At 68.3% G+C, this 14,293-nt stretch carries 17 protein-coding genes and 2 tRNA genes; 14 read left to right on the forward strand and 5 right to left on the reverse strand.

Features of this window, described 5'->3' with window-relative positions:
• Positions 1 to 58: 58 nt before the first annotated feature.
• From clpS to BN3906_RS10045, 9 genes are all read left to right on the forward strand, one after another.
• Entirely contained in the window at positions 59 to 364 is a 306-nt protein-coding gene (gene clpS, locus BN3906_RS10005) for an ATP-dependent Clp protease adapter ClpS (protein WP_110481741.1), read from the forward strand.
• A 4-nt stretch (positions 365 to 368) separates the two neighbouring features.
• Positions 369 to 968 carry a DUF2017 domain-containing protein gene (locus BN3906_RS10010; RefSeq protein WP_066587863.1) on the forward strand — a complete coding sequence of 200 codons (600 nt, stop codon included), beginning with the start codon at positions 369 to 371 and terminating at the stop codon, positions 966 to 968.
• Positions 969 to 973: 5 nt separating this feature from the next.
• Entirely contained in the window at positions 974 to 2,137 is a 1,164-nt protein-coding gene (locus BN3906_RS10015) for a P1 family peptidase (RefSeq protein WP_066587864.1), read from the forward strand.
• 143 nt (positions 2,138 to 2,280) lie between these two features.
• A complete protein-coding gene (locus tag BN3906_RS15155; protein ID WP_436834822.1) occupies positions 2,281 to 3,099 on the forward strand; it encodes a rhomboid family intramembrane serine protease in 819 nt (272 codons plus the stop codon).
• Between the two features lie 11 nt (positions 3,100 to 3,110).
• Positions 3,111 to 3,944 (forward strand): glutamate racemase, encoded by an 834-nt coding sequence (gene murI, locus BN3906_RS10025; protein WP_066587866.1) that lies wholly within the window; start codon positions 3,111 to 3,113, stop codon positions 3,942 to 3,944.
• Between the two features lie 171 nt (positions 3,945 to 4,115).
• Positions 4,116 to 4,931: an MBL fold metallo-hydrolase gene (locus BN3906_RS10030; protein ID WP_066589761.1), complete on the forward strand. Its 816-nt coding sequence runs from the start codon at positions 4,116 to 4,118 to the stop codon at positions 4,929 to 4,931.
• 101 nt (positions 4,932 to 5,032) lie between these two features.
• Positions 5,033 to 5,803, forward strand: coding sequence for a ribonuclease PH (gene rph / locus BN3906_RS10035; RefSeq protein ID WP_066589764.1), 771 nt, complete (start codon positions 5,033 to 5,035; stop codon positions 5,801 to 5,803).
• Between the two features lie 14 nt (positions 5,804 to 5,817).
• Positions 5,818 to 6,495, forward strand: coding sequence for a non-canonical purine NTP pyrophosphatase (locus BN3906_RS10040; RefSeq protein ID WP_066589767.1), 678 nt, complete (start codon positions 5,818 to 5,820; stop codon positions 6,493 to 6,495).
• A 37-nt stretch (positions 6,496 to 6,532) separates the two neighbouring features.
• Positions 6,533 to 7,933 (forward strand): amidohydrolase, encoded by a 1,401-nt coding sequence (locus tag BN3906_RS10045; protein WP_066587870.1) that lies wholly within the window; start codon positions 6,533 to 6,535, stop codon positions 7,931 to 7,933.
• A 49-nt stretch (positions 7,934 to 7,982) separates the two neighbouring features.
• On the opposite strand, the gene BN3906_RS10050 is transcribed toward BN3906_RS10045, so the two are convergent.
• Together BN3906_RS10050 and BN3906_RS10055 are read right to left on the reverse strand one after the other, a co-directional pair.
• Positions 7,983 to 8,369 carry a DUF3817 domain-containing protein gene (locus tag BN3906_RS10050; protein ID WP_066587873.1) on the reverse strand — a complete coding sequence of 129 codons (387 nt, stop codon included), beginning with the start codon at positions 8,367 to 8,369 and terminating at the stop codon, positions 7,983 to 7,985.
• 5 nt (positions 8,370 to 8,374) lie between these two features.
• Positions 8,375 to 8,818, reverse strand: a complete 444-nt coding sequence (locus BN3906_RS10055; protein WP_066587877.1) for a hypothetical protein — start codon at positions 8,816 to 8,818, stop codon at positions 8,375 to 8,377.
• 180 nt (positions 8,819 to 8,998) lie between these two features.
• On the opposite strand from BN3906_RS10055, the gene BN3906_RS10060 reads away from it, so the two are divergent.
• Positions 8,999 to 9,080, forward strand: a tRNA-Leu gene (locus BN3906_RS10060).
• A 136-nt stretch (positions 9,081 to 9,216) separates the two neighbouring features.
• Here BN3906_RS10060 and BN3906_RS10065 read toward each other — a convergent pair.
• Positions 9,217 to 10,119: a LysR family transcriptional regulator gene (locus BN3906_RS10065; RefSeq protein ID WP_066587881.1), complete on the reverse strand. Its 903-nt coding sequence runs from the start codon at positions 10,117 to 10,119 to the stop codon at positions 9,217 to 9,219.
• Positions 10,120 to 10,350: 231 nt separating this feature from the next.
• On the opposite strand from BN3906_RS10065, the gene BN3906_RS10070 reads away from it, so the two are divergent.
• On the forward strand, positions 10,351 to 11,229 hold the full coding sequence (locus BN3906_RS10070) for a sulfite exporter TauE/SafE family protein (RefSeq protein WP_261796954.1): 879 nt from the start codon (positions 10,351 to 10,353) through the stop codon (positions 11,227 to 11,229).
• Positions 11,230 to 11,286: 57 nt separating this feature from the next.
• On the opposite strand, the gene bcp is transcribed toward BN3906_RS10070, so the two are convergent.
• A complete protein-coding gene (gene bcp, locus BN3906_RS10075; protein ID WP_066589773.1) occupies positions 11,287 to 11,754 on the reverse strand; it encodes a thioredoxin-dependent thiol peroxidase in 468 nt (155 codons plus the stop codon).
• 177 nt (positions 11,755 to 11,931) lie between these two features.
• Between bcp and BN3906_RS10080 the strand changes: the two genes are divergently transcribed.
• The 3 genes from BN3906_RS10080 to BN3906_RS10090 are packed head-to-tail and all read left to right on the forward strand — an operon-like array spanning position 11,932 to position 13,824.
• Positions 11,932 to 12,210: a DUF3618 domain-containing protein gene (locus BN3906_RS10080; RefSeq protein WP_066587885.1), complete on the forward strand. Its 279-nt coding sequence runs from the start codon at positions 11,932 to 11,934 to the stop codon at positions 12,208 to 12,210.
• A complete protein-coding gene (locus tag BN3906_RS10085; protein ID WP_078057352.1) occupies positions 12,210 to 13,385 on the forward strand; it encodes an AbrB family transcriptional regulator in 1,176 nt (391 codons plus the stop codon). The genes BN3906_RS10080 and BN3906_RS10085 overlap by 1 nt, the downstream gene beginning before the upstream one ends.
• A 13-nt stretch (positions 13,386 to 13,398) precedes the next feature.
• Complete coding sequence (locus tag BN3906_RS10090) at positions 13,399 to 13,824, forward strand: phage holin family protein (RefSeq protein ID WP_066587888.1); 426 nt, start codon at positions 13,399 to 13,401, stop codon at positions 13,822 to 13,824.
• Positions 13,825 to 13,946: 122 nt separating this feature from the next.
• On the opposite strand, the gene BN3906_RS10095 is transcribed toward BN3906_RS10090, so the two are convergent.
• Positions 13,947 to 14,022, reverse strand: a tRNA-Lys gene (locus BN3906_RS10095).
• Between the last annotated feature and the right edge of the window lie 271 nt (positions 14,023 to 14,293).

Consider the following 14,293-nt stretch of genomic DNA (forward strand, 5'->3'; position numbering starts at 1 on the left):
CGACACATACTAGTGCTGTGCCGTTGCCGTGGGAGCAGCCACCGGTAGGCTGGGTCACATGACTTCCCCTGCCGCACCGGTGGCCGCACCTGTGGCCGAGCAGCTGCCGGACACTCTGACCGAGGCCGACCTGCCATGGCTGTGCATCTGCTGGGATGACCCGGTCAACCTCATGAGCTACGTGACCTACGTCTTCCAGACTGTGCTGGGGTACTCGCGTAAGCGCGCCACCGAGCTGATGCTCGAGGTCCACAACGAGGGCAGGGCCGTGGTGAGCTCGGGGGACCGTGACAAAGTCGAGGCGGACGTCAAGAAGCTCCAGACCGCCGGCCTGTGGGCGACCATGCAGCGCAGCGAAGGATGATCCGGTGATTCCCTGGACGAAGAAGAAGGGCCTGGTCCGAGGGACCAGGTACGTCACGAAACTTGAGCCTCTGGAGCGTGAGATGCTCGGCAATTCCGCGGTGACCGTCTCCGAGGCACTGATGGGCAGGGCGCGGTCGGCGCCGAAGGACGAGCTCGCTGAGATGACCGGTCTGCCGTCCGGCCACACCACGGCCCCCGACGACCCGGCACTGGCCCGTCTGCTGCCCTCCTTCTTCCGTGAAGGGGAGGAGGAGGTGGACGGGGAGGCTGCGGTGACGCGGCAGTTCACGGAGACGGACATCATCCGCGCGAAGCTGGTCAACCTCCGGATCCTCGTCGATGCGCTCGGCCCCGACGGTTCCGTCAACCTCAGCCTCACCCGTGAGCAGGTCGGCCCCTGGCTCAATGCGGTGGCGGACATCCGCACCTTCCACGCGGCCCAACTGGACTCCTACCGGGCCGGGCACGGGGAGGACTCGGACGAGTACCGTACCGCGCAGAACTACGTCGAATGGCTCGGCTACCACCAGGACAGCCTCCTCACCGCTGTTGCGGGACCCCTGGACATCCCGGAGGACACCGACGACCCCGACGGGAACTGAGGGACATGGACACCGCAGCAGGACGCACCGGCCCCGCAGGAGGTCACGCCGGCGACCTCTTCGGTGCGGTCCCCGGCCGGGTCAACGGACTGGCTGACGTGCCGGGGACCGCTGTGGGACACGCCCCCGCCCGGGACTCCGACGGCGGAGAACTGTCCTCAGGTGTGACCGTGGTCGCCACCCCGGCCGGCGCGGTCGGGGCAGTGGATGTCCGGGGAGGGGGCCCCGGTACCCGGGAGACCGACCTGCTCGCCCCTGCCAACGCAGCCCAGGCCGTCCATGCCGTCGCCCTGTGCGGCGGCTCCGCTTTCGGGCTGGACGCCGCGGGCGGCGTCATGGCCGGCCTGGAGAACCACGGTGCGGGCCTGCGTGTCCTCGGGGACGCCGCGCCGGACCTGATCGTGCCGATCGTTCCCGCGGCGGTGATCTTCGACCTCCCGGTCGGTTCCCCGGCCGAACGGCCCGACGCAGCCTGCGGACGTGAGGCCCTGGAGCGAGCCCTCGGAGCTCTCGACGAGCTCCCCGGGGTGACCGGTCCGGCGCTCAACGGCAGTGTCGGTGCGGGCAGGGCGGCGACCGCCGGGGCGGTGAAGGGCGGCTTCGGTCAGGCAAGTGCCGTGCTGCCCTCCGGTGTCACTGTCGCGGTGGGCCTGGTCACCAATCCGGTCGGTTCCGTCGTCGACCCGGCCACCGGCCTGCCCTGGGGTCTCGGCTCCGAACTCTGCGGCGAATTCGACCGATACCGTGACGGTGACGGAACACTGCCGGACCCCGGTGCCGGTGGACGTGAACGCCTGCTCGCCCGCGGACTGGGCGGGACGAAACTGCCCGTGCCGGGCGGTGACGGCGGCATGTCCCCGCTCAACACCGTCATCGGTGTCGTCGCGACCGACGCTCCGGTCACCAAGGCCCAGGCCCAGCGCCTGGCCACCTCGGCCCATGACGGACTGGCCCGCGCGGTCCGTCCGTCCCACCTGCCGATGGACGGGGACACGTTCTTCGCACTGTCCACCGGGGGAGGTGGCGACACCGGAGCCGGGATGCCGGTCGAGGACCTTGCCGTGCTGATGTCTGTCGCCGCCGACTGCGCGGAACGCGCGGTCATGCACTCGGTGCTCGCGGCGTCCTCCCTCTACGGTGTGCCCTCATGGAAGGAGCTGATGACATGACCGGGACCGGAAAGACCCCCGCCACGACCGCCGGCAGGCAGGTGCGCTCCACCACGGGCCGTCCGCTGGCCCGGCTGCTGCACAGCCGGGCAGGCCGGGCACTGGCCACCACCGTGGTGTTCCTGGTGGTGATCTGGGCCCTCATGCTGGTCAACGCACTGTCGAACTACACGCTGACCGGCTACGGTGTCGAACCCCGGGAGATCGGAGGACTGCGCGGCATCCTCTTCGCCCCGTTCCTCCACGTCGACGTCAACCACCTGACGGCCAACACCCCGGCCTGCGCGGTACTCCTCTTCCTCGTCGCACTGTCCGGGCAGAAGGCGGTGTGGTGGTCGAGCATCTGCACCGTCGTGGTCGGAGGTGCGGGTATCTGGCTGACCGGTGCGGACAACACCGTGCACGTCGGTTCCTCCGTCCTCATCTACGGGTGGACGGCGTACCTGGTGCTGCGCGGGTTCTTCGCCCGGAACCTGTGGCAGATCCTGCTCGGCCTGGTCGTCGCGGTGGTGTACGCGGGCCTGGTCCAGGGACTGTTCCCCGGGGACCCCGGGGTGAGCTGGCAGGGTCATCTCTTCGGCGCGGTGGGCGGTGGACTGGCCGCCGTGGTGCAGGGGCGCCGGGTCCGAGGCAGGTCCGTCCCGGGCGACGGGGGACCGGCGGCCGNCGTCGGTTCCTCCGTCCTCATCTACGGGTGGACGGCGTACCTGGTGCTGCGCGGGTTCTTCGCCCGGAACCTGTGGCAGATCCTGCTCGGCCTGGTCGTCGCGGTGGTGTACGCGGGCCTGGTCCAGGGACTGTTCCCCGGGGACCCCGGGGTGAGCTGGCAGGGTCATCTCTTCGGCGCGGTGGGCGGTGGACTGGCCGCCGTGGTGCAGGGGCGCCGGGTCCGAGGCAGGTCCGTCCCGGGCGACGGGGGACCGGCGGCCGTGCCGGGCAGAGGAGCGCGCGCGGGCAGCTAGGATCGGTTCACATGGCATCAGCGACGGCAGGCAGTTTCGACAATTCACCGATCGGCGTCTTCGATTCCGGTGTCGGCGGGTTGACCGTCGCGCGCGCGATCGTGGACCAGCTGCCGGGCGAGTCGATGATCTACATCGGTGACACCGCCAACTCCCCGTACGGGGACAAGCCGCTGGCCGTCGTCCGTGAGCTGGCGACCGCCATCGCCGACGACCTGGTCGAACGGGGATGCAAGATGATCGTGGTGGCCTGCAACACGGCGTCCGCGGCCTTTCTCAGGGACGCCCGGGAACGCTACCCGGTTCCGGTCGTCGAGGTGATCCTGCCGGCGGTGCGACGTGCCGTGACAGTGACCCGCAACGGCCGGGTCGGGGTGATCGGGACACGGGCGACCATCACCTCGGGGGCGTACCAGGACCTGTTCCGGGCCAACCCGAACGTGGAAGTCTTCGCCCGGGCCTGCCCCCAGTTCGTGCCCTTCGTGGAGAGGGGTATCACCACCGGCCGGCAGATCCTCGGGCTCGCCGAAACCTACCTGGAGCCGCTCAAGGACGAGGGGGTGGACACCCTGGTCCTGGGATGCACCCACTACCCGTTGCTCACCGGGGTGCTCCAGCTGGTGATGGGGGACGAGGTCACCCTCGTGAGCTCTGCGGAGGAGACGATGAAGACGGTGTACCGCACCCTGAACGACGGTGGGATCCTCGCTGACGACGATCCGAACAGGACCCCGGTCCACACCTTCGAGTCCACCGGTGACCCCCGCCGGTTCGCCCAGCTGGCCAGCCGCTTCCTGGGCCCGCAGGTGACCAGTGTGTCGCAGATCCCGGAGATACTGAGGTAAGAGGGTGCGGGCGGTGGTGGAGACGGTGGTGCAGATGCCGGCACACACGGTGTCCCGTGCGGTGGACGACGGTTCCGGAGGGGGGACGCCCCGGTTCGGTGACCTGCGGTGCAGTGACGCGGGGCACGTCGCAGAACCACCACGGAAACGACCTGTGGGACAATGCCTGTCATGGAAATGACGATTCTGGGATGCTCGGGCAGCCTCGCAGGCCCCGGCAATGCCGCGTCAGGTTATCTGCTGCGAATGTCCGACGGAGAGCACATCGTCATGGACATCGGTCCGGGTGTGCTCTCCCGGCTGCAGTTCCACGACCGCCCCGGGGATGTTCACGTGCTCTTCTCCCACATGCACCCGGACCACTGCCTCGACTTCCCGTCCCTGGCGGTCTGGCAGCGTTACCATCCCACGGACGCCTCCGGGCGGGTCCACACCATGCTGGGACCGTCGATCGCCCCCGTGCACCTGGGCAGGGCGTCGGCTGACGCTCTCGACGAGGTTGACGACTTCAGCGACATCTTCGACATGTCCGGCTGGCAGGCTCCCGGCCAGGAACCGGTCGAGTTCGCCGACGGGACGTACCCGGAGCACCGTATCGGGTCGACGAGGCTTTACGCGGCGACGGCGGTGCACCCGACGGAGTCATACCTCATACGGGTGGAGGACGCGGACGGTTCCTCCCTGGTGTATTCGGGTGACACCGCCGCCACCCCGAATCTGGCGGCACTGGCCTCCGGAGCTGACGTGCTCCTGTGCGAGGCCACGTGGGGGGAGAGGGACAACGGTGACAATCCGCCGCAGATGCACCTGTCCGGAGAAGAGGCCGGACAGGCGGCCGCGGAAGCGGGGGTGGGGCGGCTGATCCTGACACACATTCCCCCGTGGGGGGACCGGGAGGGGGCGTTGCGGGGGGCGCGGCGTTTCTTCGACGGACCGGTGGACCTGGCGGTGCCGGACATGGTGGTCGTCCCGGGGGCTCCGGCCTGAATCCGGTGCCTGGTCTGGGGCATGAACCTCTGGCAGGCCGGTGACGTGCAGGTGACATGCCGCTGCGTGCCGGCGTCCGTGGCGCCGGTAGGCTGTCCGGCATGAGTTCCTCTGATTTCCGACGATTCGACGGACGCGCCGTCGACGAGCTGCGGCCGGTCCGCATCACCCGTGGTTTCACCACCAACCCGGCAGGCTCGGTGCTGGTCGAGTTCGGCGCCACCCGGGTGATGTGCACGGTCAGTGTCTCCGAGGGCGTGCCCCGGTTCAAACGTGACTCGGGCGAGGGCTGGCTCACCGCCGAGTACGCCATGCTTCCCTCCGCCACCGCGGAGCGGATGCCGCGTGAATCGCTCAGGGGCAAGGTCAAGGGGCGTACGCACGAGATCTCCCGGCTCATCGGCCGTTCGCTGCGCGCCGCCGTGGACCTGCGGGCACTGGGGGAGAACACCGTGAACATCGACTGTGACGTCCTCCAGGCCGACGGCGGTACCCGCACCGCCTCGGTCACCGGAGCCTACGTCGCCCTGGCGGACGCCCTTTCCGTACTGCGGTCCCGGGGAGTGGTGCCCGGTCAGCCGTTGCTCGACCCTGTCGCCGCAGTGTCCGTCGGCATCGTCGACGGTGTTCCCTGTCTCGACCTTCCCTACCAGGAGGACAGCCGGGCGGACGTGGACATGAACGTGGTGATGACCGCACAGGGCAGGTTCGTGGAGATCCAGGGCACCGGCGAGCATGCGGAGTTCAGCCGTTCGGAGCTCAACGAGCTCCTCGACCTGGCGGAAGGCGGCCTGTACGATCTGGTCGACCTGCAGCGTGCGGCTCTGGACGCGGAACTCGGTGAGCCTGTGACCCTGGGGGAGTGGCGGTGACGGTGGACGCCCCGGTGAAGGTCCTCGTCGCCTCCCGTAACGTCAAGAAGCTCCGCGAGCTGGAGCGGGTCCTCGCCGCGGCGGGGGTCGACGGAATCAGGCTGCTGACCCTGCGCGACGTCGCCGACTACCCGGAGACCCCGGAGACCGGCGCCACTTTCGAGGACAATGCGCTGATCAAGGCCCGCGACGGGGTGCGGCACACCGGTCTTCCGACCGTGGCCGATGATTCGGGTATCACCGTGGACGCCCTCAACGGCATGCCCGGTGTCCTTTCCGCCCGCTGGTCCGGTGGAAAGAGTTCACCGGTGCTCTCCGCCCACGACGACGTGGACGCCGCGAACAACGCCCTGCTGCTCGCCCAGACCTCCGACGTTCCAGACGGGCGTCGTGGCGCCGGATTCGTCTCGGCCTGTGCACTGGTTCTGCCGGAGTCCGCGGCGGCGAAGCTGGGGGTGGACTCCGAGACCACGGTACGGGGGACCTGGCGTGGGACGCTGCTGCGCCAGCCCCGTGGTGAGAACGGTTTCGGCTACGATCCGCTGTTCGAGCCGGAGGAGACCCTGGGCCGGTCCAGTGCCGAACTCGCCGCGGAGGAGAAGGACGCCCTGTCCCACCGGGGTCGTGCGCTGCAGCAACTCGTCCCGTTGCTGCGCGAACTTGCCGCCTCCCGGGTTACAGTGGGGGACTGAACCCCTTCCCCGACAGCTGAGAGGAACCGGTGGCGTCGTGAGTGTGTCCGGTAGTCCGTCCCATATCGTCCGCACGGCCGTCACGGGAGGGGCTGACCTCAGCTGGCAGGTGGACCTCTACAAGGACCTGCACCGTTACCCGGAACTGTCCGGGGCGGAACGGGAGACGGCGGCGAGGATCGCGGCCGAACTGCGACGCTACCCGGACTGGGAGGTGACCACCGGGATCGGCGGGTACGGGATCACCGCAGTCCTGCGTAACGGCGAGGGCCCCACCGTGCTGTACCGGGCGGACTTCGACGGCCTGCCCGTCGCCGAGGCCACCGGTGTGCCCTACGCGTCTACCCACTCCCAGCTCAATGCGGAGGGACAGCAGGTCCCGACGATGCACGCCTGCGGGCATGACGCCCACACGGCCACGGCCCTGGGGGCGATGACGATCCTGGACGCCGTCCGGTCATCCTGGTCGGGCACGGTGGTCATGGTGTTCCAGCCGGCCGAGGAACTGGCCATCGGAGCACACGGGATGGTCACCGACGGACTGTGCGATGTGGTCCCCCGCCCTGACGTGTGCCTTGACCAGCATGTTCTTCCCGGCCCTTCGGGTACCGTGTACTGTTCCCCCGGTCCGATGACCACCAGTTCCACGACAATCGAGATCACCTTGTTCGGGCGCGGGGCACATGCCTCGATGCCTCACCGCAGTGTGGACCCGGTGGTGCTGACCGCGGCAGTGGTGATGCGCCTGCAGACGATCATCTCCCGTGAACTTCCGCCCGGGGAGTTCGGTGTGGTCACCGTCGCCTCGATAGAGGCGGGGAAGGCCAACAATGTCATCCCCGATTCGGCGAAGATTGCCTTGAGCTGCAGGTTCTACAGTGAGAAGTGGCGCCTCAGGGCAGTGGAGGCGATCAAGAGAATTGTCCGGGCCGAAGCCGCCGCGGCGGGGTGCGAACGCGAGCCGGAGTTCCGTTTCGTCGGTCTTCTCGCCGCAACGGACAATGACGAAGGGGTGTTCGAGGTGGTGCGACCGCACTTCGACGACCATTTCGGGGAGGATTCCCGGGACATGGACCCGTGGACGGCGTCGGAGGATTTTCCCGTCATCCCGACGGCATTCGGCTGCCCCTATCTTTTCTGGACGGTGGGAATCACTCCGCGGCGTCAGTGGGCGAGAGCGGAAGCTGCGGGACGTCTCGACATCGACATCCCCTCAAACCACAACCCGGGTTTCCTGCCCGATCTCGGGTCACTTCCGGTGACGACGGAGGCGGCTGCGGTCGCGGTTCTGGCATGCCTGGGCCACCAGTGGCGTGACGGTGACGCCTCCGACGACGAGTGGGCTGCCGCCGACTGGGCCGGGGAGCCGGCGGGGACGGTGGCGGCCGGGGAGCCGGCGGGGACGGTGGCGGCACCGGCCGGGCCTCCCCGGCACTGACGCTACCCGCGGCACTAGCAGCACCGGCGGCTCTGACGTTAGCGGTGGTTCAGAGGCCGAAAGCCTCGACCACTTCGTCGCGGCGACGCCGTTCCAGGATGAACGAGAGCACCGGAATGACGCCGGCGAGAATGGTCGTCACCCATTTCCCGGGTACCCAACGGGCCTTGACACCGAGGTCGAGACAGGTCAGGCAGTAGATCAGGAAGATCCATCCGTGAGCGATGGCGATGAAGGAGAACCAGCCGGGGGATTCGACGTCCAGCGGAGGAAAGACCAGGTACTTCAGGATCATCTCGAGGCACAGCAGGAGCAGGAACACGCCCGTGATGTAGGCCATCACCGAGTAGCGCTTCAGTGCGCCGGCGACCCGGCGCCTCCGGTCCTCGCTGACGACCGGTGCTGTGGTGGGTGATGAAGACGGTGAAGAGGTCATGCTGTTCAGGGGATCCTGTTCTCGTCGGAGTGCTGGCTCTGGTTCCGGTCCGTGCTCCGGCGGGCCTCACGGGCACGACGGCGTCGGTCGTCCACGAAAATGTCCGGGGTCCCGCCGGACTGCGGGTCATCCCGTCGGGGCAGGAGTTCCTCGGACAGTTCGGTGATCATGTCGGGGGAGTCCGGCTTCGGTGCGGCGGGGGCGTCCTCCCCGTTCGCCCGTTCGCGCTCGTACTCCATGTACTTGCGGTAGGCGACGATGAAGAAGATTCCGAAGATGGGCCACTGAAGGGCGTATCCGAGGTTCTGGAACGACCCGTCGCTGTCATGCCACCGGCCCCACTGCCACCATGCCAGGCACAGGGTCGCGATGACCGCGGCGCTGAGGAAACACCACTGCACGATGCGCACACGCAGCGGAAAGGGGTTCTTCTGGGCTTCCCGGGACACGCCCTCCACCGTACCCTCACCACGGTGCGCGGTCGAAACCCCGAAGGGGCGGTATCCGGGTACCGGGGCGACGGTGGGCGGCCGGGGCGCTGCTACGATGACGGGGCGTTCAGAGCGGACGGTGCCGGGGTGGTGACCGGATGGTCACCGCACACTGTTACCGTGCCGCCGGACGTGGACGCGCCCGTGGCGGAATCGGCAGACGCGCCAGGTTTAGGTCCTGGTGTCCTCGGACGTGGGGGTTCAAGTCCCCCCGGGCGCACATGCAGGTCAGAGCCTGTCTTCGGGACAGGCACCCTTCCTGGGCCACCTGGCTTGACGAACTCCCGACGCAGGTCGGGGACTCGGCGTCCGTTACCTCAAGTTCCGGCAGTGACCTCGTCTGACCTCGTCGGACCTCAGAGGACCTCAGAGCGGTACGCCAGGAGAGCCCCGCAGAAGTCGGCTGCCGCACCCGACAGTGCGCTGCGGTCACGGGTGACCAGTACCGCCCGCCGGTGGGCCCACGGGTCCGGAAGCTCCCGGGCGTTGCCCAGGCCGGCGCGTCTGGCACTGGCCCTGGGTACGACAGCAGGACCGGCCCCGGTCGCGGCCACCGCACACACGGCGGCGAGGGAGGGCAACCGCACCCGGTAGGAGGGTGTCACCCCCAGCTCCGTGGCTCTGTCCTCGATCAGCTGCTGCAGCGGACTGGTCGAGGTCAGGCCCACCAGCGGACGGTCGAGCAGGTTCCGGAACGTGGCGTCCCCGTCGACCTGGGGTGACCGGGGGCCGGGGGTGCGGGATCCGGCGCCGATGACGACGAGGGTGTCGTCCCACAGCGGCTCCACGTCGAGGTGGTCGGCGGTGACAGCGTCGGAGATGACGGCGAGATCCACTGTGCCGGCGTCCACCAGTCCGACTGCGTCGGAACTTGTGGTCTCCCGGATGATGACGGAGATGTCCGGGAGACGGGTCAGAGTCGCCGCCAGGAACTCGGTGAGCGTGTCGACGGCCGAACTGTTGGTCGCCAGACGGATCTCGTGGCGCAGGCCGTTGCCGTATGCGGTCATTCTGCGGTCGAGTTCCTGTGTCTCGGCGATGATCCTGCGGGCCTGTTCCACCATGACCTGCCCGGCAGGGGTGGCGGTGACGCCGCGTCGGTTCCGGTCGAGCAACCGCAGCTTCCGCTGCCGCTCCATACGGCTGATGCGTGTACTCGCCGCGGACAGGGACATACCCCGGAGGTCGGCGCCCGCGGTGATCGAACCGGTGTCGACGACGGCGACGAGCAGGGCGAGGTCGCGAAGGTCTGTCGTCACTGCGGTTCCGTTCCCGGGTCGGGCCGCCCGTCCTGGTCGCCTTGCCCGGCCTCTGTGCTCTGGTCTCTGGCTTCTGGCTTCTGGCTTCTGGCTTCTGTAATTCGGAAGGATAGCACGGATTATCTGAAGCACGATGTGCTATTGAAGCGGAAGAATGCCGTACATGACTTCGTCAATCAGGAATACAGGGCACCCCGGCTCTGCCACCTTCGAGGTATCAGGAGCAGTCCGGTGGTCGGTGTGACGGAGCTCGGGTTCATCCCGGAACTTGTCGCGGTCTTCGCCGCAGGATTCTCCGCCGGGGCAGTCAACGTGGTGGTCGGCGGTGGGACCCTGGTGTCCTTTCCCGTGCTGGTGCTCCGCGGGTCCCCGCCGGTCACCGCGACCGTGGCGAACACGGTGGGGATCGTCCCCGGCAGCGTCGTGGGAGCATTCGGGTACCGGCGTGAGCTGTCCGCCCGGCGGAAGGTGGTGCGGGCCCTGCTGCCGTCGTCGGTGGCGGGGGGAGTGGCAGGATCGTTGCTGCTGCTGTCCCTGCCCGGGGAGGTGTTCACCAGGGTCGTTCCGTGGCTGATCTGTACCGGGACGATACTGGTGCTGCTCGGACCCACGGTGAAGAGGACGGTCGCCGTAAGGCGTTCCCGCCTCCGCACCGCCGGCGACGGACCGGGTGACGGACAGGGCGACGGACCGGGTGACGGACCGGGTACCGCGGACGGGAAGCTGCCAGCCGCCTTCAGCTCCCGGGGTGCCGCCGCCACCGCGGTGGTGGCTGCCATTCTCCTGGGCATCTACGGCGGCTACTTCAGTGCCGCCCAGGGAATCCTGCTGACCGGGGTGCTGGGGGTCATCTCCCGCATGGACATGCAGGAACTCAACGCGGTGAAGAATCTCACCGTCGCGGGAGTGAACCTGGTCGCCGCCGCCGTGTTCCTGGTCGTGTCACCGGAACTCGTGGACTGGTCTCTGGCTGGAACGGTCGCCTGCGGCGCCGTGTGCGGAGGCGTCGTCGGGGTCCGTGTCGCCAGACTCCTGTCCCCCGCGGTGCTGCGCGCCGCGGTCGCGGTCGTCGGGGTGGCGGCGGTGGCCCTGACGGTCAGCCGGGGATGACCGCGGTGTCGTAGTCGGCGCCCCCGCGTCCCCCGGTGTCCCCGCTCCAGGCGTGCTTCACAGGATGTCCTTGAGAATCCTGGCCACATGTCCGGTCGCTTTCACGTTGTACCTGGCCAGCGCGAGCTTCCCCTGCTCGTCGACGAGGAAGGTCGACCGGATGACCCCCTGCACCACCCGCCCGTAGTTCTTCTTCTCCCCGAAGGCCCCGTAAGCCGAGAGAACCGTCTTGTCCGGGTCGGACAGCAGAGGGAAGGTCAGGTCGTGGTTGTCCCGGAATGACGCCAACTTCTCCACCGGGTCAGGGGAGATACCGAGCACATCGACCCCGGCGTCGTTCAACGGGGCGAGTGAATCCCGGAAATCGCAGGCCTCGGTGGTGCACCCGGGGGTGTCGGCCCTGGGGTAGAAGTACACGAGAACTTTCCGGCCGCGGTAGTCGTGGAGTGACACGGAGTGACCACGGTCGTCGGTGAGGGTGAAGTCCGGGGCGGTGTCGCCGACGGCGAGACGGTTGTCAGTCATGCAGGCCAGCATACGTCCCCTCACGTCCGACGGGGTTCCCCTGCGACCGGTGACACCCACGCCGTACAATGGCCCACTGAAACCTGATTGACACCTGATCCGATCCGGCCCCGAGGTACCCGGCGTGGTATCCGGCACACCGTTGCCGTGCGGGCCTCACACCCCAGGAGATCTTCCGTGGCACGTAGCACCGACGCCATCCAGCGTGATATTGAGCGCACCCGTGAGCAGCTCTCCCACACCCTTGACCAGCTGAGCTCCAGAGTCGCCCCCGCCGCCCTGGCGGACGAGGCGAAGGGGAAGGTGCGGTCCGTGCTCGAGGACCCGAAGGTCCAGCTCGTCCTCGGAGGTGTCGCCGCCGGCGTGGTCCTCATCGTCGCCGTGGGGCTGCGCAGCAAGCGCAACGAGAAGAAGCAGATCAGGGAGATCCAGCGCCTCCTCGCCAACGCACGGTAGTGGGCGGTACCCGCCCCAGGGCGAAGGACGGAGACCCCGGCCGGTTCCGCGTCACAGCGGAACTCGCCGGGGTCTGTGCTGTGGCACTCGTCCTGGGGCAGTGGTGTTCCTCGGTCGGCGTCCCGGCGTCCTGGATCTTCGCCTTCCTCGTCGTCACCGGTGCCTATGCACTGGTGCGTGACCGTGCCGTCACCCCGCCGACGGCGGTCATGCAGCCCGCCCAGGTCCTCATCGCCATGGTCTGCACCAGCCCGCTGGCGGCACTGGACGGAGCCACTGTCCGCAGCTACCTCCTGCCCACCGTGCTCTCGGTGGTGGTCATGCTCCTCGTCAGCACCGTCGCCGGTCTGGTGCTCTCACGGTCCGGGAACACCGACCCTGTCTCGGCGATGATCTCCACACTGGCGGGCGGCGCCAGCGCAATGACGCTCCTGGCCCGCGAACTTCGGCTCGACGTGCAGTTCGTGGTGTTCACCCAGTACCTGCGCCTGACAATGGTGGTCCTGACCCTGCCCTTGTTCGTGCATCTTCTCGGCGGGGGAGGGACCGCCGGCAGTGGGGAGGGGGACCGCTGGTACGACCCCGATCTCCGGCCGGTGGCAGGGGCCGCCCTTGTCTGGGCGGTGACCTGGCTGACAGTACGGGCTGTCCGGGGACGCCTGCCTCTGCCCGCCCCGTTCCTCCTGGTTCCGATTGCCGTGACCTGGACCGCCTCGGCACTGGGAATGCCGGAAGCGTGGCTCTCACCGCACGGGATCGTGCTCACCGTGGCCTACGCTGTCATCGGTGTGCAGGCGGGCGGCACCCTGACCGTCAGTGCGCTACGCCAGCTGTCCCGGGCATTGCCGGTGATCGTCGCCGCGGTCACCGTGATGATTCTCGGCACCGTCGGGGCGGCACTGGTCATCGCCAGGGTCTCGGACATCACCACCCTTGACGCCTACCTGGCCACCGTGCCGGGCGGGATCTACGCGGTCCTGGCTTTCGCCCACGAGTCCGGGGCGTCCCCGGTGGTCACCGTAGGTCAGGTGCTGCGGGCGGTGGTGATGATCGTGGTGGGGGCATGCCTGCCGGCGGTGGTCCGTCGGGTCACAGGGCTCCGTGGCAGACGCCGGGAAGATGCTGCCGGGCGGGATGCGTCGGACGGGGCGGGGAAGGACGCCGGCGGAAACTGATAGCGTCGGACAGGTGAGCTTTCTCTGGAACTTTCTCGTCCGTGCCGCGGGCAACGCCGTGGCCCTGTGGATCGTGGTCGCTCTCGTCGACGGGGTGGACGTGGTGGCCCCGGCCACCCCCTTGTTCGGCGATGGTTCCCACGACCGGCTGCTGGTCTACCTGTTCTCCGGCCTGGTGATTCTGCTGCTGAACATGACTGTCCGTCCGGTGCTCCAGCTGATCGGACTGCCGTTGAGCATCCTGACTCTGGGGCTGTTCGCACTGGTCATCAACGGTGTGGTGTTCGGCCTGGCGGCAGTGGTCACCGAGACGGTGGGTACGGGGCTGACGGTCTCGACGTTCGGTGCCGCGTTCTGGGGGGCACTCATCATGGCTGTGGTGAACTGGGTGATCGGGCCACTGGTCGGCATGCTGCAGACGGGGCCCCGGATTCGCTGAGCGGCCGGGTCCGCCGGGCGACCGGGTCCGCCGCAGAACCGGACTGTGGTACCGGTCAGCAGAACCGGTCTGTCCGACTGAATGCGAGAACCCCGGCGAGAATGAACTCACCGGGGTCTGTGTGGTGCGCCATCAGGGACTCGAACCCCGAACCCGCTGATTAAGAGTCAGCTGCTCTGCCAATTGAGCTAATGGCGCGTACAGATGTCGCGTACAGAAGATCTGCGGCCGGTCCCGTCAACCGGCCCGGCGCATCTGTGCAACGCAGAAGACTATAGGCCACCACCCCCGTCCGCGACAAACGGGCAGGTCGGCGTCGGAGAGATTCGCACGCGGGATAACAATTGGGACACAAATTGCCGGATCGGCGATTCTGATGTCCTTCGTGTCCGGGGTGCTCGCTACAGTTGCAGTCAACGGCGGGCCGGATGATCTCCACCACACTGGCTGGTCCGTCGACCACACGACG

The organism is Corynebacterium provencense (assembly GCA_900049755.1).
GTDB classification, from domain to species: Bacteria; Actinomycetota; Actinomycetes; order Mycobacteriales; family Mycobacteriaceae; genus Corynebacterium; species Corynebacterium neomassiliense.

What these genes read in the sequence shown, in the direction of transcription:
- clpS (WP_110481741.1), top strand. Translation starts at nt 59, where the DNA reads ATGACTTCCCCTGCCGCACCGGTGGCCGCACCTGTGGCCGAGCAGCTG.
- BN3906_RS10015 (WP_066587864.1), top strand. Translation starts at nt 974, where the DNA reads ATGGACACCGCAGCAGGACGCACCGGCCCCGCAGGAGGTCACGCCGGC.
- murI (WP_066587866.1), top strand. Translation starts at nt 3,111, where the DNA reads ATGGCATCAGCGACGGCAGGCAGTTTCGACAATTCACCGATCGGCGTC.
- BN3906_RS10030 (WP_066589761.1), top strand. Translation starts at nt 4,116, where the DNA reads ATGGAAATGACGATTCTGGGATGCTCGGGCAGCCTCGCAGGCCCCGGC.
- rph (WP_066589764.1), top strand. Translation starts at nt 5,033, where the DNA reads ATGAGTTCCTCTGATTTCCGACGATTCGACGGACGCGCCGTCGACGAG.
- BN3906_RS10050 (WP_066587873.1), bottom strand. Translation starts at nt 8,369, where the DNA reads ATGACCTCTTCACCGTCTTCATCACCCACCACAGCACCGGTCGTCAGC.
- bcp (WP_066589773.1), bottom strand. Translation starts at nt 11,754, where the DNA reads ATGACTGACAACCGTCTCGCCGTCGGCGACACCGCCCCGGACTTCACC.